Genomic DNA, 18,572 nt, shown 5'->3' on the forward strand with positions numbered 1-18,572 from the left:
ATGCCTACTTTAAATTTAGTACTATCTGATCCTTGTAAATACAAAGAATTAAACTTAAAACAACAAAACCTCATTATATAGATCTACTATTTCTAAAATTAGGGTTTAAAGATCAAAAGATACAATATCAATTTAAAAGCCCTTTTGATGAATTTTTACAATTACCTTCCAATAAATTATTTATATAATAATTTTATTAGACCATTTTAATAAGATAATTACCTTAAAATGTAAATATAATTAATGGGGCATGGCGTTAAGGTATCTCTTGAGTTAGGTTTTTTATTACTATTTTAGATAAGGATTTTAAGTAGCTACTTCAAATATTGCTTTAAATATCTACCGGTATGGCTTTCCTCACAGGCAGCGATATCGGCAGGAGTACCACATATAACTATCTTACCGCCTTTGTCACCGCCTTCAGGACCGATATCAATAATATAATCTGCTGTTTTTATAACATCTAGATTATGCTCAATAACTAAAACGGTATTGCCCATATCAACAAGTTTATGTAAAACTTGCAGCAATTTATTAATATCGTCGATATGTAGTCCCGTAGTCGGTTCATCAAGTATATAAAGCGTTTTACCGGTTGAACGTCTTGATAATTCTTTAGCAAGCTTAACGCGTTGTGCTTCACCGCCTGAAAGAGTAGTAGCAGACTGACCGATTTTAATATAGCCTAGGCCCACCGCATTTAAGGTAATTAGTTTTTCATAGATTAACGGGATTTTCTCAAAAAATTGCATCGCATCTTCTACCGTCATCATTAAAATATCAGCAATAGATTTACCTTTATATTTTATTTCAAGAGTTTCTCTATTATATCTGTGACCGTTACAAATATCACATTTTACATATACGTCAGGTAGGAAATGCATCTCTATTTTAATCAGCCCATCACCTTGGCATGCTTCACATCTCCCACCTTTAACGTTAAACGAAAATCTGCCTACTTTATACCCTCTAGCTTTTGATTCAGGTAATTCCACAAACCAATCCCTAATATGGGTAAATGCACCTGTATAAGTTGCAGGGTTTGAACGAGGAGTTCTACCTATCGGAGATTGATTAATATCGATAATTTTATCAATATATTCAAGTCCTTTTAACTCTCTATATTTTCCCGGGAATACTTTGCTAGTCGGCTCTAAATGCTTTAGAGCCGCTTTATATAGAGTATGAATCATCAAGCTTGATTTACCGCTTCCTGATACTCCCGTTATAGCAGTAAACGTACCAAGTGGAATTTTGATATCAATATTATCTAAATTGTTGGAAACCGCCCCAAGTAATTCAATTGCCCTATTATCATGTCCTACTCTTGTTTCAGAAGGTACTTTAATTGTTTGACGACCGCTTAGATACCTACCTGTAATACTTTCTTCAAAATTCTTTATTTCTTCAGTATTTCCTTCCGCAACAACACGACCGCCGTGAATACCGGCTCCCGGTCCTATATCAATAATATGATCTGCTTCATACATTGTTTCTTCATCATGCTCGACTACCAAAACGGTATTACCTAGATCTCTAAGCCTTTTTAGTGTCTCAATTAATCTTGTATTATCTCGTTGATGAAGACCGATAGACGGCTCATCAAGTACATATAAAACACCGCTAAGCCCTGAACCTATTTGAGATGCAAGACGAATACGCTGACTTTCCCCTCCCGATAAAGTACCTGCTTCTCGTGATAACGTTAGATAATCAAGCCCGACATTCATAAGAAATTTTAATCTCTCGGTAATTTCTTTGAGTATACGCTCGGCAATAAATAATTGCTTTTTATTTAATTTTTCTTCTAAGTGACTAAACCATTTTTGCAAGGCTGCAATACTCATACCCGCTACTGCGCCTATATGAAGATTCGCTATTTTAACGCATAACGCTTCGTCTTTTAATCTAAACCCTGAACAAGCAGTACATTTATGCTCTGACTTAAATTTAGCTAGTTCTTCTTTAATTAAAACTGATTCTATAGTACGGTCCTTTTCTTGCAAACTTGGTATTATACCGGCAAAAGGTTGTTTTATTATTTGCGTTTTAGAACCGTCGTGAAATTCAAACTTTATTGCCTCTTCTCCTGAACCTTCAAATAAAATATCCTTAACATTTTGTGATAAACTTATAAAAGGTACTTCAATAGAAAATTTATAATGATCGGCAAGAGCCTTTAATGTCTCTAGGATAAATTTAGAAGATGTACTACCCCAAGGCACTATTGCACCGTCTTTAATAGAAATTCTTTGATCCGGAACTATTAAATCTCTATCAAAGAAAAATTCCTTACCTATTCCTTCACATTTAGGACATGCTCCAAAAGGGCTATTAAAAGAAAAGATTCGAGACTCTATTTCAGTAAGCTGAAAACCCGATACCGGACAAGAATATTTCTCGGAAAAAGTAATACGCTGATTTTTTTCAAACTCGGTCTTAACTGCCGGCGGCAATTCTACAATTTCCAAATAAGTAATACCCTCGGCAAGATTTAACGAACTCTCTAAGCTATCTGCAAGTCTATTACCTAAACTTTCGTCTAGAACTATTCTATCCACGATCACTTCTATATTATGCTTCTTATTTTTATCAAGTTTCGGTAAATCATCAATTTCGCAAACTTCCCCGTTAACTATTAATTTCTGAAAGCCTTGCTTTTTCAGATTCATAATTTCACGTTTGAACTCCCCCTTATGTCCTCTAACAATAGGAGCAAGTAAATATACTTTCGTACCTTTAGGTAGTTTGTTAATTATATCTACCATCTCGGAAACTGTTTGGCTATGTATCGGAAGACCAGTTGCCGGAGAGTAAGGAATACCCACCCTTGCATATAATAACCTAAGATAATCGTAAATTTCTGTTATAGTTCCAACCGTAGAACGTGGATTTTTGGAAGTAGTTTTTTGGTCAATTGCAATAGCAGGCGATAATCCGGAAATAGATTCCACATTCGGTTTATTTTGTAAATGTAAGAATTGCCTTGCGTATGAAGATAAACTTTCAACATATCGCCTTTGGCCTTCTGCATAAATAGTATCAAATGCTAAAGAAGACTTGCCCGAACCGCTAAGACCGGTGATAACAACAAATTTATTCCTTGGAATATCAACATTTATATTTTTTAGATTATGTTCTTTAGCACCGCGCACCTTAATATATTCTTGGTTCATAATCACTTCACTACAAAATTTTTGAGATATTTTTTAAAAAACCTGTAGTATTATAGGCTCTTTTATTTTATTATTGCAATAATAAAATTTTAAAATAGGTAGTAATCTATGGCAGGTAGTTTAAATAAAGTAATATTAATAGGTAATGTAGGGCGTGATCCGGAAATTAGAACTACGGGCGAAGGGAAAAAAATCATTAATCTTTCCTTAGCAACAACCGAAACTTGGAAAGATCGCATCACCAGCGAACGAAAAGAACGAACCGAATGGCATAGAGTAGTGATATTTAGTGAAGGGTTAGTATCTGTTGTAGAACGCTATGTCACAAAAGGTAGTAAATTATATATTGAAGGTTCATTGCAAACCCGTAAGTGGAATGATAATTCAGGTCAAGAAAAATATACCACGGAAGTTGTGTTACAAAACTTTAATTCACAATTAATATTATTAGATAGTAAAAACTCTAATAATCATACTCAAGATTCAGGGCATAGCGAATATAAACATTCTGAAACTAAAAATCATTCCTTTGATCATAGCGACTTAGACGACGAAATACCATTTTAATTATTTTCTGTCGTCATTGCGAGCAGCCGTAGGTTGTGTGGCAATCCATAAAAAATAATAATAAAATTCTGATTTACAGGATTTTTTACTGGATTGCTTCGTCAAGACTTACAGTTTTTCCGTAACTCAGATGAAAAACTGATCCACGCAGGAATGTCATTAAAGCCATGTAAGTAACTCCTACCAAATATTACCTTAAATATTATGAAAAAACTTCTTTGTATAATATTCCTTACATCAATATTTCTTTCAGGGTGTTCTACTATTCATGATGTGGCTAGTAGGGTAAAGCATTCGCAAGATATAGCAGCTCAAAATAACTTTCAGATGCAGCTAGTAAACGGAGGTGATTTTACTCTTACGACTTATCAGCGTATTACCGACCGTAACCTACCTTTTGTATTCTATATTGAGGGAGATGGACATCTTGCAGATGGATCTGCTAATTCCGACAACCCTACTCCCGTTAATCCGATGCTCTTAAAGCTTGCTACAATGGATAAAAGACCGAATATTGTTTATATAGCAAGACCTTGCCAATATACTCCTTTAGAAATGAACTCAAAATGCATTAGCGATTATTGGTTAGATAAAAGAATGGGGCAGGAAGTCGTAGATTCAATTAACAATGTCATAAATATTATCAATAATGGACAAAAATTTAGCTTAGTCGGCTTCTCCGGTGGCGGCGGGCTTACAATATTAATTGCCGCTCAAAATAGTAATGTTAAAGATATTATAACGATTGCCGGTAATTTAGATATTAAAAAGTTCGATAAATATCATAATTATCGTGGTTACTTAGTTAAATCGTTAAACCCGATAAATTATGCAAAGCAGGTTAATAATATCCCTCAATTACATCTCTCCGGCATGGATGACAAAAGAGTCCCGCCTTTCATAGCAGAACTTTACGTAAAAACAAGTAACTCACCGTGTGTAAAAAAGCAAACTTTTCCTAATATTTCTCATGCAAAAGGTTGGGATAAAGTTTGGTCTAATATATTAGATATTCCTCTGATTTGTAATTAGGCCTTGGGAAATATTAAATTAATCTATTTAAATATATAAGACAAAATCCTTTATTGACTTTTATACAAAACAGTATAAGTTTTTTTACAATTTAATTTTTATATAAAAATTATGCTAGGCTACGAAAAAGAACAAAGAAGTTTGACAAAAGAACAGAAACAAGCTATAGGATTGTTATCTGTAGGAACCTTATTGGAATATTTTGATCTTATGCTTTATGTCCGTACTTCTTAATGAGCTTTTTTTTCCAAAAGCTGATGCTTATGCTACTTCGCTTTACTCTATAGCAGCTTTATATGCTACTTTTATCTTTAGACCACTCGGGGCTCTTGTTTTTGGATATTTGGGTGATACATATGGGCGAAAAACTACAGTAGTTATAACAATTATGATTGATGGCTACTTCATGCATAGTAATGGCATTACTTCCTACTTATAATGAAATTGGCATAACAGCTTCTATTATAATAATATTATGTAGAATTGTTCAAGGTATGTCCTCAATGGGAGAGGTAATAGGAACAGAAGTTTATTTAACCGAGTTTACTCTAAGCCTCCAATACAATATCCTATTGTAGCCTTAGCTACGGTTTTCGCTACTGTAGGAACTTTCGCAGCTTTAGGAGTTGCTACTATTGTTACTTCTTATGGCTTTAATTGGCGTTATGCATTTGGTATCGGTACAATTATTGCCGTTGTAGGAACATTAGCAAGAACCGCATTATGAGAAACTCCTGAATTTGCTAATGCAAAGCTTAAATTACTTAAAACTTTTGAAAAAGCTAATAGAGATATAAAAGTATTAGAAAATAATCCTATTTGGAAAGAAAAAATTAATAAAAAGACAGCAATAGCTCTATTTATAATGGATTGTGCATGGCCTGTATGTTTTTATTTTGCATATATTTATTGTGGCGATATTCTTGTAACAAAATTTAACTGTACTCCTGAACAAGTTATAAAACAAAATTTCAAATTATCTATAATAGAACTTATAAGTATAATAAATAGTAGCAGTATTAAGTTATAAGATATATCCTTTAAAAATTCTAAAAGCATTATTAGGTATGTTTACTATTATAATATTACTATGTCCATATTTATTAAATAAAGCTTCTAATCCAAATCAAATATTTATTATTCAATCACTTATCATGGCTTTTGCCCTTAATGTTATGCCAGCTGTACCAAATTGTTTTAGATATTTTCCAATCTTTAAACGCTTTACTTCCGTAACATTTACATATGCTTTATCAGCTGCTTGTATGTATATTATTAGCTCTTTTGGTTTTCCTCATTTAATAAAAACCTTTGGAAACTGGGGGGTATTAATTATTATGATTCCAACAAGTATTGGATTTGGTATATTTCATTTTGAAAAATTGGAGAAAGAAAGTGGAAATTATCCGACAAAATCTTTTGCACCTTCTTCGGTGATGTCTGCTTAATTGATAAATATTTATAGCAGGTTTCCTGTAATATCTCTTAGTTTAAGATACTCAGCAAAAATTATAAAATGCGTGTTATTATTGTCTGCTTAGCAAATTATAATTTAAAACCTTGAATTACTAATCACAACAAGCTACAGAACACAAATAAGCGATACTTTTAATATGCAACAAAATTTACAAGCAGCGTAAGAATTTAAAGGGTGGAGGCAAGTTGCCCCTGTCTTTTTTTATAGTGTAAATCAATATTTTTTATATTTTATTGTTAACCGGCAGCAGGTACAATAAGTATTATCACCACCTAACAAGCTAATATTATCGTTTATATTTTGATCATCAATTATTTCGTTAAGCTGGTTTTCTATAGTCATAATTTTAAATTTTGTAGATTTATTAACTATAAGTTTTTGCATATTAGCAGTTATTTTGTCTATATCGGTTATATTATTAAGGGCTTTAATGTTTGTTTACTATATTTTCTATAGTGTCTTTATATTATAGCTTTATCTTTAGCATTTATTGTAGTGTTATTAGCTACTTTGTCGTTTATTCCATTAGCCAACTTTTGAAAACCATCTATTTTATGCAATAAGTCACATACATTTTTTAAACCTTTATTTGTGGCTATATTTAAAGCCATTTCACCATTATTAGTAACTTGATTAATAGCCTCATTAGACATTTTAAGTATAAGTATTTCACAAACTTCTTCATAACCATTAGCAGCAGCCCAAGTTAAAGCTGTATAGCCGTTATTATTAATATGATTAATAGCTGTAATGGACATTCTATTAATAAGTAATTCACAAACTTTTTTTATGCCTTCCCTAGCAACTTCAAATAACTCTCTATTATTAATATCTGTGCTGGACTTATTAATAAGTAGCTCATAAACTACTTCTAAGCCCTTTTCTAAAGCAGAAATTAATATAGTATTACCTTTACTCATCAAAATTATTTAATTCGTCTTGATCTATATGTTTTATTAGGTTTTGTGTGTCTACTTGATTTTTTTCTTTTATATCTGTTACTAATTTTTTCCATTTAGTTAAATTATCGTCTACAATATTAATATTTTTTGCAGAAATTACTTGCTGATATTGTTTCTTCATATTTCTTTTCTGCATTTGTTTTATTTATTTCATATAAATTTTCTGCCCTATATGCATCTCTATCAAGTCCTTTCTTAATCTTGATTGCTGCTTTATATTTTTCTATAGCTTCATTATACTTTTCTTGACTGCATAAATTATTATCCTCTGCATTTAAGCTTTCTGCTTTTTTCTCGGCTATAGTTTTATTTCTTTGCAGATATCCGTTAATTGTGTCCAACGTTACTTTGCCTATGTTGTTCCCTTCAAGATTAAGTGTTGTGTTAAAGAGTTATTAGCTTTAAGTACTTCAGCGAGGCTCCTTGCTCGCCTATTTTGTTCAAAGAAAGATCAAGCGTTGTACTACCCTTTCTTAAACTATCTACTTGCTCCTTTAATCCTCTTTTCTCTAGAAATTTTATTAATTTTTCATGCAACGTTTTTGTTGCCGCTACTTCTTACTGTTGCTGTTCTTCACATTTCTTTCCTGCCTCTGCTTTATTAGCTAAATTTTTATTCGTCAATAAATCACATATATTTTTAAAACCATGTTTTGTAGCTAAGCTTAGTGCTGTTTCACCGTTGTTAGCCACTTTGCTTAATTCAGTAATATCCATTCTAGCAATTAATTTTTAGGCTTCTTCTATATTTTTTGCTTGTATTGCGTTTATCAACCTTTCAAATGAAGTTGGAAACAATCTTTTAAAATCAAACATAATTATATCCTTATTAAATTCTATAAATCTTAATATTTTGTTAAAGATGAGCTATAGACAGAATCATAATAAGGAGTTTTAAGAATGCAATAGAAATTTAATTATAAGTATGCATAAGTGAGTTGAAGTTGATTTAAGAGATTTGTGAATATATAGAGGATTAAAGGAAATAATAAGAAGTTTTAATAATTGGTAATAATTATAATATATAATGTTGCCGGCGTATCACTAAGCCTTTGCAGCTTAACACCGCCTTTAGCACGCATCCATCTTGGTAGCTCATCAGCGCAGCCGCTAAATATTCACCTCGGTTAAGCTTCTGCCGCAATTTTGATGCTTGAAACTTCCCGCTACCAAAATTAAAGATAAATGAGATTAAGGCGGCTTGTTGTTTTTCGGTTAATGGCATACCCTAGTGGACGATTATCGACACATTTACCAGCTTCAAGTAGTTATTATTTACCTTCCTACAGATCCTCGCTCGCTTTTTTGCGATATATTCTTGGGAGTAGTAATAAAAATGAGGAAGGGGAGATTTATGTTTGTTAATAGTAGCCCTTATGTGTTCTAGTGTTTGTTTAGTATTTTTATTAGCATGTGTTATAGCATCCATATAAATACCTACTTCTTTCTGTTCTTTTTTGAATTCTTGAGAAATTTTTTCTTTGTTTTCAGGATTTTCCTTCCCTTTTTCATGAATCTTAATAATATCTTTTAATTTTTTTCAAACTCTTTTTCATTGTTACTCGGCTTTAAATTAAGCATTACATCAGAGTGGTCTGATGATAGTTCTTTGAGGTTATTAATAAGCATTTCTTCTTTTAATCCATTATTAACTCCATTAAGCCAATTTTCATGTTTATGATTTGGTACTATATTTGTTACATAATCTAGGAATTCTGTTTTGTGGTAAGGCTTCGGTATTGAGTTTAGCAAATTCTCCATTGTATCTACATATGGAGCTATACTTTTGATATCAGGGTTATTAGATGAATCAGCTATAAGATCGCTAAAGTCTTTTAGCATATTTGAGTTCTCTAATTCTAATTTACGTTCTTTAAAAAACTTTTCTAGTTTATCGTTAATTTCACGTTGTTCAAATTTACCTTGAGCTGAAGAATCTGGCATTTTGATAATCCTATATTAGTTAAAACAAAAGAAATTAAAGCTTTAATTATTATTAAAACTTATATTAATAAACTTGAGAAATATTGATAATTTAATTAAAAATATTTCTTTTTATAAGGTGATAAATTTACTATTTAGACGAAAGAGAACAGCTGCTTAGTTTAGAGACTTGGTGGCAGAAAATAGTTTAAGAGTGATAGACGTAATACAAATAGCTGCAAATGCACACCAAACTTTCAAAAGTTCGACAATTACAGAAAAACACAATTTAGTAAATTTAGTATTTACTAACCAAACATTAAAACCTGAAAAGCTTGACTTTATGCTGCGTCCGCCGTTTGACAGCTGCATAAAAACATGAGAAATCGAAGAATGGCGCACCCTAAAGGATTCGAACCTCTGACCCACAGATTAGAAATCTGTTGCTCTATCCAGCTGAGCTAAGGGTGCTAAACATTTACGGTAAACTTTATATCAGTTTAAGCAAAGTTTTTCAAGGATTCTTTTTTTATTAAAAATAATAAGCAAATGTGATAGAAGATATTCATGGATAAATTCTACAATTACAATTCTTCTTCACATCAGGCTTTACTTAGTCTTAAAGTAAAGCCTAATTCTAACCGGAATCTAATTAGCGATTTTGTAATTATCAATAATATCCCATATCTAAAATTATCTATAAAAGCAATACCGGAACAAGGTAAAGCTAATGAAGAAATCATAAATTATTTAGCAAAAGAATGGAAATTATCACGTAGTAATATCGAAATTATTAAAGGTCATACTCATAGCTTAAAAACGATATTGATAAAAAATATTAATGAAGACTATTTAAATTTGATTATTAATCCCTATATTAAGTAAGGTGCTGTTATTGCTAGGCTGCCGATGTCATTCTCGCATAGGCGGGAATCCAGACTTTTTTGCTGTCATCCCGTGGTCAAGCCACGGGATCTTGTATCACATAATGTGTCCTGAGATCCCGCAATCAAGTTGCGGGATGACATTAATTTTTTACTAGATTCCTGCGATCAATGGAATGACATAGACAGTCATATGACGAAAAAATAATTTATTAACTGGAATAATTATGATACAAGAAAAGAAAAAGTTTGATGCCGAGGTTGGCAAGATTTTAAATTTAATGATTCACTCTCTTTATAGTAATAAAGAGATTTTTATGAGGGAGTTAATTTCCAATGCTTCGGATGCTTGCGATAAATTACGTTATTTATCTCAAAGTAATAGTGAATTAGTAGCTGGCGACAGCAATTTTAAAATTACGGTTAAAGTCGATAAAGATAACGGACAGATCATTATCCGTGATAACGGCATAGGCATGAATAAAGAGGATTTAATCGAAAACCTTGGTACTATTGCAAGATCAGGTACGGCAAATTTTCTTAAAAACCTCTCCGGTGATTCTAAAAAAGACAATATGCTAATCGGTCAATTTGGTGTTGGATTTTATTCAAGCTTTATGGTAGCCGATAAAGTGACTGTAACCTCAAGAAAAGCTGGTGAGGATAAAGTCCATGTTTGGGAATCGGACGGACTTGGCGAGTATATTGTTTCAGATTCGGATAAAGAATTCACAAGAGGCACGGAAATCGTTTTACATATCAAAAAGGAAGAAGATACATTCCTTGATCATTTTAGATTAAAACACATCGTTAAAAGCTATTCCGATCACATAGCAGTACCGATATATTTCTTTGATGAAAACGGTAATAATGAAATCCAGCTTAATTCAGCTTCTGCATTATGGACAAGACTGAAATCAGAAATTACGGAAGAACAATACAAAGAATTTTATAAAAGTTTATCTTACGCCATAGATGATCCGTGGATTACTCTGCATAATAAAAACGAAGGAGCTATAGAATTTACTAACCTGCTTTTCATTCCCTCAAGCAAAACATTTGACTTGTTTCACCCTGATCGCAAAAGGCGAGTAAAATTATATATAAAAAGAGTATTTATTTCTGATGAGAATATTGATTTAATTCCGTCATATTTAAGATTTTTACGAGGCGTGGTTGATTCAGAAGATTTACCGCTGAATATTAGCCGTGAATCACTGCAGCATAATAGCGTGCTTGAGAAAATCAAAAATGCTATTACAAAAAGAGTGCTTGGCGAGCTTAGAAAAAAGAAAGAGGAATCACCTGAAGAATATAATAAGTTTTGGGCTAATTTCGGTGGTGCTTTAAAAGAAGGACTATGTGAGGCTACTACCGATCATGAAAAATTATTAGAGGTATGTATATTCAGAAGTGCCCTGCATAATAAAATGATCAGCTTTGACGAGTATATAGCAAATTTTAAAGAAGGGCAGAATACTATATATTATTTAAGCGGGGATAATCCCGATAAATTACTTTCAAGCCCGCAAATCGAAGGACTACTTAGTAAAAATATCGATGTATTACTTTTTACCGATACAGTGGATGATTTTTGGGTAAATATTAATAGCGAATATAAAGGACGTGCTATTAAATCTGCTACTAGAAGCGATATCGATGTAGAGCAAACTACTTCACAATCTGAGGAGAAAAATACAAATAGTAAAAAATCCGATGATGAATATAAATTGCTAACAGATTATTTTAAAGAGACACTCGGGGAGTTAGTAAAAGAAGTTAAGATCTCTAAAAAACTTACTTCAAGCCCTGCTTGTCTTGCCGTTAGCGATGCTGCTATGGATATTCGTATGGAAAGGTTTTTGATTGAGCAGAAACAAATAGCTAATGCCTCAGCTAAAAATTTAGAGCTAAATCCTAAAAATAAAATCATAGAGAAAATCTTTAATGACCTAAAAGCAAATAATAAAAATAATGAAGAATTGGTTAATCTAATATTTGATCAAGCCTGTATTTTAGAGGGTGAACCGGTTGCTGATACAGGTGCATTTTCAAAGAGATTAAACGATATTGTACAAAAAGCCATATTATAACTTTAAACTTTTTTAATTTTAATGTAGAATGGTCGCAATTCGTTGTCATCCCGCGATCAAGTCGCGGGATCCAGTAGAAATACTAGTATTTTTTATTGTTTTTATGGATCCCGTGGCTTGACCACGGGATGACACAGTATGTTTTACAATTCACGTAAAAAATTTCTAACAAACCAACAGTTCTAATGTTTTATTACGATACTATATTTAGCAAACATATAGATAAGATCAAAAGCGAAGGAAGATATCGAGAATTTAAGGCCTTAACAAGACAAGCCGATAATTTTCCTTTTGTAGAACACGCTAATAAACAAATAGTTATGTGGTGCATTAATGACTATTTGGGTATGAGTAAACATGCAAAAGTAATGCAAGCTTCTATAGATGCCTTGCTAAAATACGGTGTTGGATCAGGCGGAACTCGCAATATCGGCGGTAATAATATCGCCATTCTTGAGCTTGAAAAAGAACTTGCAAATTTACATAAAAAGCAAGCAGCTTTAGTTTTTACCTCCGGTTTTATTGCAAATGATACAACGCTTGCAAGTCTTGCTAAAATCATGCCGGATATAGTATTTTTCTCCGATGAGCTAAATCATGCATCAATAATTGTAGGGATTACAAGTTCAAGAGCCGAGAAATATATATATAGACATTTAGATGTTAAGCATCTAGAAGAGCTTTTGCAATCAGTCGATATTAATAGACCGAAAATTATTGTTTTTGAATCGGCTTACTCTATGGACGGTTTCTTCTCACCTATCAAAGATATAATCAACTTAGCCAAAAAATATAATGCTTTAACCTTTATCGATGAAGTTCATACGGTCGGTTTATATGGTAAACAGGGTGGCGGTATTGCCGAGCTTCTTAATTGTAGTGATCAAATCGATATTATTCAAGGAACGCTTGCCAAAGCATATGGTACTATCGGCGGCTATATTACGGCTAACCATAGTTTAGTCGACGTTATAAGACTAACCGCCCCAGGATTTATTTTTACCACTTCACTTCCACCGGTAATTTCTACCGCTGCAACACACAGTATTAGACATCTTAAAGAATCGAATGAAGAACGAATAAAACATCAAGAAGTAGTTATAAAGCTTAAAAACTCTTTTGAACGTTTTAATATACCTTATTTGAAAAATGAAAGTCATATAGTGCCGATAATTATCGGCGATCCGATCAAAGCAGCTAAAGCCTCAAATATGCTACTTAATGAATACGGCATTTACGTTCAACATATCAATTTTCCAACCGTACCGCGAGGTACGGAACGCCTCCGAATCATCCCAACCCCTGCCCATACCGATAAAATGATCAATGATTTATCTATAGCCTTAGTACAGATATTTGTCGAACTTGATATAGAATTATCTTCTGCTAAAGAACTGAACGAAGAAGTATGTTTGAATCTTATTGCTTAACGTCATAAGCTACGGAAATTTATGCCTTATTGCATAACTTCTATGTCATTCTAGCTAAAATCGGGAATCCAGTAATAAAATTAAAAGCTCGATTTAGCTCGCTTTTTTCTGGATTCCCGATTTTAGCTAGAATGACATAGAAATTTTAGATCAACTCTTTTTAGGCAATGCCCAACGAGTATATAAAAACTATTGCATATTTCGGCTCTTTAGTTTATTTTGACTAGCAAACTATGTACAGAATTAATGGATTATTAAAATGGGAATTACCATATTAAAAAACGAAGGATTGGATTTTTATGCAAGAATCTCTACTCCTTTAAGTGAGATAGATGACGATATTCAAAAAGAATTGCTTGATTTAACCAAAAAAGTTAAAATAGCAGGTTTTAGAGCTGGTAAAGTACCGGTTTCAATTGTTAAGAAAAAATACGGTACTTCCGTCAGGAATGATATAATAGAAAGAAGAATTAACCATTCGGTAAATCACGTTATTAAAGAGCATAATCTAAATATAATCGGTAGACCCAAAATTGAAGAATTACAAAACGAACCCGATAAAGCTTTAGAATTTACCGTAAAAATAGAGCTATTACCTAAAATTACTATTCCGGATTTAAAGAAAATCTCACTAGATCGGCCAAAATTAGAAGTAAATTCTAAAGATGTTGAGGAACAACTAGAAAAACTTGCCATATTAACAAAAAGCTATACCAAAGAAAGTAAAGCAAAAATAAAAGACGGAGATCAGGTTACTATTGATGCAATCGGGTACATCAAGGATGAAGCTTTTGAGGGCGGTAAATTAAATGATTTTAAGGTAGTAATAGGTAGTAATGCACTTATTCCTGGTTTTGAGAAACAATTAATAGGTTCTAAAACAGGTAGTGAAGTAGATGTTAATGTTACTTTTCCTGAAAATTACCATGCTAAAGATTTAGTAGGTAAGGATGCTCGTTTTGTAGTACAAATTAAAGCAGTACATACTGCAGAACCTACCGTTATCGATGACGAATTTGCTAAAAAATTCCAAAGTAATAACCTTGAAGAATTGCGTACACATTTTGCTAAACAAATAGAAAATGAGTCGGAAGAAACTATTAATACTATAATGAAAATGAACTTATTTGATAAGTTAGAAAAATTATTAGATTTTGATGTACCGGAATCTTTATTAGAGCAAGAAAAAAATATTCTAAAGTCCGAAACCGATAAAAATGAACAAGATGAATCATTATTGAAAGATAAATCCTCTAAAGAAATAACAGAATATTATAATAAATTAGCACTACGCCGTGTGCGAATAGGCTTATTACTTGCTGAATATGCAAAATCTAAAAATTTGCAATTAGAGTCTGATGATTTAAGAAAAGTTATTATGCAACAAGCACGTAATTTTCCTGGGCAGGAAAATATGATATTTGATTTTTATAAAAATAATCCTAGAGCAATTGAAGGACTTAAAGGTCCTGCCTTAGAAGATAAAGCTGTACAATATATATTTAATAATGAAATAAAGCTTAAAGAAAAGAAATATACTAAGGAAGAGCTAGAGAAATATCTAGAGGCAGAAGAGCGACGTATTACTTTAATTTAAAGTTTACCGTTTTTTCTCATTCTTGCAAAAACAGGAATACAGTGCTTTTTTGTGTCATACCGTGGCTTGACCATGGGGTCTTATGTCACAGGCTATATGACATTAAAGATTACTAGATTCCCGCTTTCGCGGGAATGACATAAGAGCCATGTGACAAAGCCAATTTTTCTTAGCTCCGGTAATATATTACTCCTGATTTTTGATAGTCTCTAAAGCAAGTTTAACTATTTTATTTATCCCGGTATTAGTGTAGGTAGAGATAGAGTAAACTTCTTTATTAGTAACTTTCTGCAACTTATTTATTTTTTCTTGTATTTCCTCATCGGTAAGAACATCACATTTATTAAGACATATGATTTCGATTTTATTTTTTAGATAATCGGAATATGATTCAAGCTCAAGACGTACCGTATTATAATCTGCAACTACATCATTACTAGAGCCGTCTATTAAATGTATTAATACATTACATCTTTCTATATGCTTTAAGAATTTATCGCCAAGTCCGTGTCCTTGATGAGCTCCTTCGATCAAGCCAGGAATATCGGCTATAACAAACTCTTCGTCATCAACATATACCACTCCAAGATTCGGCACTAAAGTAGTAAAGGGATAATCGGCAATTTTAGGCTTGGCTGCCGTTACAACTGATAAAAAAGTAGATTTACCGGCATTTGGAAGACCCACAAGCCCAATGTCAGAGAGAAGCTTTAAACTTAAATGAATCCACATTTCTTCAGCAATTTCTCCTTCCGTACGCTTTCTTGGAGCTTGATTAACCGATGATTTGAAATGACTATTACCAAGACCGCCGCTTCCTCCTTTAATTATTTCAAAGCTTTGGTTACCTTCAATGAAGTCATGCAATAATATATTACCGTCCTCGGAAAAGATTTGAGTACCGATCGGAACATCAAGAACTAACGATTTTCCTGATTTACCGCTTCTATTTGAACCTTTACCGTTTTCGCCGTTTTCTGCGGTAAAATGCTGTTTATATCGATAATTTACTAACGTATTAAGATGGTGATTACTCCTGAAAATAACGCTACCGCCACGCCCACCGTCGCCACCGTCCGGCCCTCCTCTGTCAATAAACTTCTCACGATGGAAACTAACGCAACCATTGCCGCCATTCCCACCTTTTATATATATCTTAACTTCATCAATAAAATTCATTATGTACCTCGGTGTCATACCGTGGCTTGACCACGGTATCCAGTAAAAATATCAAAAAATGTATACCTTGAACTGCTTTTCTAGATACCGTGGTCAAGCCACGGTATGACAAAATCACAACTACTACTCACAAATTACTCTACCTCTCCTCAATTACCTTATACTCTCTATGTACATAACCGGTGTAAAGCTGTCTCGGTCTGCTGATTTTTTGTTCAGGGTCTTCGTGCATTTCTTTCCATTGTGCCATCCAGCCTATGGTTCGTGCTATTGCAAAAAGTACCGTGAACATTTGCGACGGTATACCCATAGCTTTATAGATAATACCCGAATAAAAATCAACATTTGGATATAATTTTCTCTCAATAAAATATTCATCTTTAAGAGCGATAGCTTCAAGTTCTATTGCTATTTGTAAGAGCGGATTGTTTTCTAGCTGTCCGAGTTCCTTTAATACTTCCTTACAAGTTTCTTTAAGTACTGCGGCACGTGGATCGTAGTTTTTATATACACGATGACCGAAGCCTATTAACCTAAACGGATCATTTTTATCCTTAGCTTTAGCTATATATTTAGGGATATTCTCAGAACTACCAATTTCTTTAAGCATATTTATTACCGCTTCATTAGCCCCACCGTGAGCAGGTCCCCAAAGTGATGCAATACCCGTACTAATACAAGCAAAAGGGTTAGCTCCAGATGAGCCGGCAATTCGGACTGTTGAAGTAGAAGCATTCTGCTCATGATCGGCATGTAGGATAAATATCTTATTAAGAGCATTTTTTATTATTGGATTTACTTTATATTTCGTACAAGGCGTTGCAAACATCATATGCAGAAAATTTTCGGTAAAATCTAACGAATTATCAGGATAAATAAACGGTTGTCCTATAGAATATTTATAAGACATTGCGGCGATGGTAGGTATCTTAGCAATCATTCTAATAGCAGTAAGTTTGTAGTCTGCTTCCTTACAATTCAATAAATCAGGATAAAATGCCGAAAGAGAACCAACAGCCGCAAGCATAATAGCCATAGGATGAGAAGAGCTACAAAAGGTTTGAAATAAATAGTGTAATCTTTCATTCACTAATGAATGATGAGCAACCTGTTTAGTGAAATTATTATACTGCTCACTACTTGGTAGTTCCCCATAAATCAGTAAATATGCCACTTCTAAAAAATCACTTTTCTCAGCTAAATCTTTAATATCATATCCTCGATGTCGCAAGATTCCTTTATCACCATCTATATAGGTGATAGTAGACTGACAAGAAGCAGTAGACATAAAGCCTGGGTCGTAAGTAAAGCAATCGGCTTCCGCAGATACCCTACTTATATTGATTACATCCTCACCGATACTTGCTTTAAGTATAGGTAATTTAAATATTTTTCCTCTGATTTTTAATTCAGCAAATTCTGAATCATTATTATTTTCATTGGTCATATGGATATACCTTATTTTTATACATCAGTAAGTATAACCCTAATTTAATGAAATTAGAAATGAATTATGATTTATGAGGATTTAAAAATTTTCTTTGATATCTTGCTCAGCTTGCAAGGTTAATGAAAATTTAAAACGCACATACTTCTACTTTCAACTGTAAGCCTAAAGCATTTAATAAAGATCCTATATTGTCGAAACTTGGATTACCTTTGCTAGATAACATTTTATATATATGTTGTCTATTTATATGAGCTTCTTTAGAGATTTTTGCTATACCTCCTCTTGCTATAATGGCTTCTTTTAAAGTAGCCAAAAATAGCTCCTTATTATGATCCACGAAATATTGCTCTAACGCTTCATTAATATACCCTGCTAATATTTCCTCATTTTGCAATTTTTCTTTTAAATAATCTGTAAACTTTTCCATATAACACCCTCAATTTCGTTTATAAACTTCTTCTATTATTTCCAAGGCTTTTTTAATATCTTTGCCTTGTATATCTTTATTACCTGCATTTAATAGCAGAATAATTTTATTATCTTTTTCAGTAAAATATATTCTATAACCTTTGCCAAAGAAAAACCTAAGCTCATATAGTCTTCCTTTTATCTGTTTATAATCACCATAAATTCCATATTCTAGTTGAACTAATCTATTAAGAATTCTACTATGCGTCTTGATATCTAATTTTTCTAACCAATCTTTAATATAAGATTTACCGTTTTCTGTTATAAAAAATTGTATTTGTTTAGTTTTTTGCATATTAATCTTAACCAGAGATAATTATGTTGTCGCATAAAT

The 18,572-nt window shown here is 32.6% G+C and carries 21 protein-coding genes and 1 tRNA gene; 9 read left to right on the forward strand and 13 right to left on the reverse strand.

Annotation, left to right across the window (positions count from 1 at the left end):
• Positions 1 to 314: 314 nt before the first annotated feature.
• Positions 315 to 3,176 carry an excinuclease ABC subunit UvrA gene (gene uvrA, locus AB1146_RS02200; RefSeq protein ID WP_010420990.1) on the reverse strand — a complete coding sequence of 954 codons (2,862 nt, stop codon included), beginning with the start codon at positions 3,174 to 3,176 and terminating at the stop codon, positions 315 to 317.
• A gap of 108 nt (positions 3,177 to 3,284) precedes the next feature.
• Here uvrA and AB1146_RS02205 point away from each other — a divergent pair, with 108 nt between their 5' ends.
• The 4 genes from AB1146_RS02205 (at position 3,285) to AB1146_RS02220 (ending at position 6,223) form a co-directional block, all read left to right on the forward strand.
• Positions 3,285 to 3,743: a single-stranded DNA-binding protein gene (locus tag AB1146_RS02205; RefSeq protein ID WP_010420988.1), complete on the forward strand. Its 459-nt coding sequence runs from the start codon at positions 3,285 to 3,287 to the stop codon at positions 3,741 to 3,743.
• A gap of 204 nt (positions 3,744 to 3,947) precedes the next feature.
• Positions 3,948 to 4,775, forward strand: coding sequence for an alpha/beta hydrolase family protein (locus AB1146_RS02210; RefSeq protein WP_029374733.1), 828 nt, complete (start codon positions 3,948 to 3,950; stop codon positions 4,773 to 4,775).
• Positions 4,776 to 4,992: 217 nt separating this feature from the next.
• Entirely contained in the window at positions 4,993 to 5,214 is a 222-nt protein-coding gene (locus AB1146_RS02215) for a hypothetical protein (RefSeq protein ID WP_051125492.1), read from the forward strand.
• 715 nt (positions 5,215 to 5,929) lie between these two features.
• Positions 5,930 to 6,223 carry a hypothetical protein gene (locus tag AB1146_RS02220; RefSeq protein ID WP_010420983.1) on the forward strand — a complete coding sequence of 98 codons (294 nt, stop codon included), beginning with the start codon at positions 5,930 to 5,932 and terminating at the stop codon, positions 6,221 to 6,223.
• A gap of 242 nt (positions 6,224 to 6,465) precedes the next feature.
• Here AB1146_RS02220 and AB1146_RS02225 read toward each other — a convergent pair whose 3' ends face one another.
• From AB1146_RS02225 to AB1146_RS02255, 7 genes are all read right to left on the reverse strand, one after another.
• Positions 6,466 to 6,636 (reverse strand): hypothetical protein, encoded by a 171-nt coding sequence (locus tag AB1146_RS02225; protein ID WP_010420980.1) that lies wholly within the window; start codon positions 6,634 to 6,636, stop codon positions 6,466 to 6,468.
• A gap of 77 nt (positions 6,637 to 6,713) precedes the next feature.
• Positions 6,714 to 7,172, reverse strand: coding sequence for an ankyrin repeat domain-containing protein (locus tag AB1146_RS02230; protein ID WP_010420978.1), 459 nt, complete (start codon positions 7,170 to 7,172; stop codon positions 6,714 to 6,716).
• Positions 7,165 to 7,335, reverse strand: coding sequence for a hypothetical protein (locus AB1146_RS02235; protein WP_156790167.1), 171 nt, complete (start codon positions 7,333 to 7,335; stop codon positions 7,165 to 7,167). The genes AB1146_RS02230 and AB1146_RS02235 overlap by 8 nt, the downstream gene beginning before the upstream one ends.
• Positions 7,292 to 7,555: a hypothetical protein gene (locus tag AB1146_RS02240; RefSeq protein ID WP_010420976.1), complete on the reverse strand. Its 264-nt coding sequence runs from the start codon at positions 7,553 to 7,555 to the stop codon at positions 7,292 to 7,294. Before AB1146_RS02240 ends, AB1146_RS02235 begins: the two co-directional genes overlap by 44 nt.
• 217 nt (positions 7,556 to 7,772) lie before the next feature.
• A complete protein-coding gene (locus AB1146_RS02245) occupies positions 7,773 to 7,931 on the reverse strand; it encodes a hypothetical protein (RefSeq protein WP_156790166.1) in 159 nt (52 codons plus the stop codon).
• 298 nt (positions 7,932 to 8,229) lie between these two features.
• Positions 8,230 to 8,439 (reverse strand): lysozyme, encoded by a 210-nt coding sequence (locus AB1146_RS02250; RefSeq protein WP_010420974.1) that lies wholly within the window; start codon positions 8,437 to 8,439, stop codon positions 8,230 to 8,232.
• Between the two features lie 305 nt (positions 8,440 to 8,744).
• Complete coding sequence (locus AB1146_RS02255; protein ID WP_010420971.1) at positions 8,745 to 9,158, reverse strand: hypothetical protein; 414 nt, start codon at positions 9,156 to 9,158, stop codon at positions 8,745 to 8,747.
• Positions 9,159 to 9,330: 172 nt separating this feature from the next.
• Here AB1146_RS02255 and AB1146_RS02260 point away from each other — a divergent pair, with 172 nt between their 5' ends.
• Positions 9,331 to 9,519, forward strand: a complete 189-nt coding sequence (locus AB1146_RS02260; protein WP_010420968.1) for a hypothetical protein — start codon at positions 9,331 to 9,333, stop codon at positions 9,517 to 9,519.
• Positions 9,520 to 9,531: 12 nt separating this feature from the next.
• Here AB1146_RS02260 and AB1146_RS02265 read toward each other — a convergent pair.
• A tRNA-Arg gene (locus AB1146_RS02265) sits at positions 9,532 to 9,608 on the reverse strand.
• 96 nt (positions 9,609 to 9,704) lie between these two features.
• On the opposite strand from AB1146_RS02265, the gene AB1146_RS02270 reads away from it, so the two are divergent.
• The 4 genes from AB1146_RS02270 (at position 9,705) to tig (ending at position 15,141) form a co-directional block, all read left to right on the forward strand.
• The gene (locus AB1146_RS02270; protein WP_010420965.1) at positions 9,705 to 10,022 is read left to right on the forward strand and encodes a DUF167 domain-containing protein; all 318 of its coding nucleotides are present in this window, start codon (positions 9,705 to 9,707) and stop codon (positions 10,020 to 10,022) included.
• A 226-nt stretch (positions 10,023 to 10,248) separates the two neighbouring features.
• Positions 10,249 to 12,114 carry a molecular chaperone HtpG gene (gene htpG, locus AB1146_RS02275; RefSeq protein ID WP_010420962.1) on the forward strand — a complete coding sequence of 622 codons (1,866 nt, stop codon included), beginning with the start codon at positions 10,249 to 10,251 and terminating at the stop codon, positions 12,112 to 12,114.
• Positions 12,115 to 12,299: 185 nt separating this feature from the next.
• Entirely contained in the window at positions 12,300 to 13,544 is a 1,245-nt protein-coding gene (hemA, locus tag AB1146_RS02280) for a 5-aminolevulinate synthase (RefSeq protein WP_010420958.1), read from the forward strand.
• Positions 13,545 to 13,803: 259 nt separating this feature from the next.
• Complete coding sequence (gene tig, locus AB1146_RS02285; protein ID WP_010420955.1) at positions 13,804 to 15,141, forward strand: trigger factor; 1,338 nt, start codon at positions 13,804 to 13,806, stop codon at positions 15,139 to 15,141.
• Positions 15,142 to 15,327: 186 nt separating this feature from the next.
• Here tig and obgE read toward each other — a convergent pair whose 3' ends face one another.
• The 4 genes from obgE to AB1146_RS02315 all read right to left on the reverse strand — a co-directional run bounded on the left by obgE (position 15,328) and on the right by AB1146_RS02315 (position 18,533).
• Positions 15,328 to 16,320 carry a GTPase ObgE gene (gene obgE, locus AB1146_RS02290; RefSeq protein ID WP_010420951.1) on the reverse strand — a complete coding sequence of 331 codons (993 nt, stop codon included), beginning with the start codon at positions 16,318 to 16,320 and terminating at the stop codon, positions 15,328 to 15,330.
• 139 nt (positions 16,321 to 16,459) lie between these two features.
• Positions 16,460 to 17,767, reverse strand: coding sequence for a citrate synthase (locus AB1146_RS02305; protein WP_010420948.1), 1,308 nt, complete (start codon positions 17,765 to 17,767; stop codon positions 16,460 to 16,462).
• Between the two features lie 130 nt (positions 17,768 to 17,897).
• Positions 17,898 to 18,197 carry a DNA-binding protein gene (locus AB1146_RS02310; RefSeq protein WP_010420946.1) on the reverse strand — a complete coding sequence of 100 codons (300 nt, stop codon included), beginning with the start codon at positions 18,195 to 18,197 and terminating at the stop codon, positions 17,898 to 17,900.
• Positions 18,198 to 18,206: 9 nt separating this feature from the next.
• Positions 18,207 to 18,533, reverse strand: coding sequence for a type II toxin-antitoxin system RelE/ParE family toxin (locus tag AB1146_RS02315; RefSeq protein WP_010420943.1), 327 nt, complete (start codon positions 18,531 to 18,533; stop codon positions 18,207 to 18,209).
• Positions 18,534 to 18,572 lie beyond the last annotated feature (39 nt).

The organism is Rickettsia helvetica (assembly GCF_963970025.1).
Taxonomy (GTDB): Bacteria; Pseudomonadota; Alphaproteobacteria; order Rickettsiales; family Rickettsiaceae; genus Rickettsia; species Rickettsia helvetica.

Coding starts and splice junctions, on each gene's coding strand:
- AB1146_RS02235 (WP_156790167.1), bottom strand. CDS start 7,335: ATGAAGAAACAATATCAGCAAGTAATTTCTGCAAAAAATATTAATATT.
- AB1146_RS02230 (WP_010420978.1), bottom strand. CDS start 7,172: ATGAGTAAAGGTAATACTATATTAATTTCTGCTTTAGAAAAGGGCTTA.
- AB1146_RS02205 (WP_010420988.1), top strand. CDS start 3,285: ATGGCAGGTAGTTTAAATAAAGTAATATTAATAGGTAATGTAGGGCGT.
- htpG (WP_010420962.1), top strand. CDS start 10,249: ATGATACAAGAAAAGAAAAAGTTTGATGCCGAGGTTGGCAAGATTTTA.
- AB1146_RS02305 (WP_010420948.1), bottom strand. CDS start 17,767: ATGACCAATGAAAATAATAATGATTCAGAATTTGCTGAATTAAAAATC.
- obgE (WP_010420951.1), bottom strand. CDS start 16,320: ATGAATTTTATTGATGAAGTTAAGATATATATAAAAGGTGGGAATGGC.
- AB1146_RS02225 (WP_010420980.1), bottom strand. CDS start 6,636: ATGCAAAAACTTATAGTTAATAAATCTACAAAATTTAAAATTATGACT.
- AB1146_RS02215 (WP_051125492.1), top strand. CDS start 4,993: ATGTCCGTACTTCTTAATGAGCTTTTTTTTCCAAAAGCTGATGCTTAT.
- AB1146_RS02210 (WP_029374733.1), top strand. CDS start 3,948: ATGAAAAAACTTCTTTGTATAATATTCCTTACATCAATATTTCTTTCA.
- AB1146_RS02310 (WP_010420946.1), bottom strand. CDS start 18,197: ATGGAAAAGTTTACAGATTATTTAAAAGAAAAATTGCAAAATGAGGAA.
- tig (WP_010420955.1), top strand. CDS start 13,804: ATGGGAATTACCATATTAAAAAACGAAGGATTGGATTTTTATGCAAGA.
- AB1146_RS02255 (WP_010420971.1), bottom strand. CDS start 9,158: ATGCCAGATTCTTCAGCTCAAGGTAAATTTGAACAACGTGAAATTAAC.
- AB1146_RS02315 (WP_010420943.1), bottom strand. CDS start 18,533: ATGCAAAAAACTAAACAAATACAATTTTTTATAACAGAAAACGGTAAA.
- hemA (WP_010420958.1), top strand. CDS start 12,300: ATGTTTTATTACGATACTATATTTAGCAAACATATAGATAAGATCAAA.
- AB1146_RS02250 (WP_010420974.1), bottom strand. CDS start 8,439: ATGCCATTAACCGAAAAACAACAAGCCGCCTTAATCTCATTTATCTTT.
- AB1146_RS02270 (WP_010420965.1), top strand. CDS start 9,705: ATGGATAAATTCTACAATTACAATTCTTCTTCACATCAGGCTTTACTT.
- AB1146_RS02245 (WP_156790166.1), bottom strand. CDS start 7,931: ATGGATATTACTGAATTAAGCAAAGTGGCTAACAACGGTGAAACAGCA.
- AB1146_RS02220 (WP_010420983.1), top strand. CDS start 5,930: ATGGCTTTTGCCCTTAATGTTATGCCAGCTGTACCAAATTGTTTTAGA.
- uvrA (WP_010420990.1), bottom strand. CDS start 3,176: ATGAACCAAGAATATATTAAGGTGCGCGGTGCTAAAGAACATAATCTA.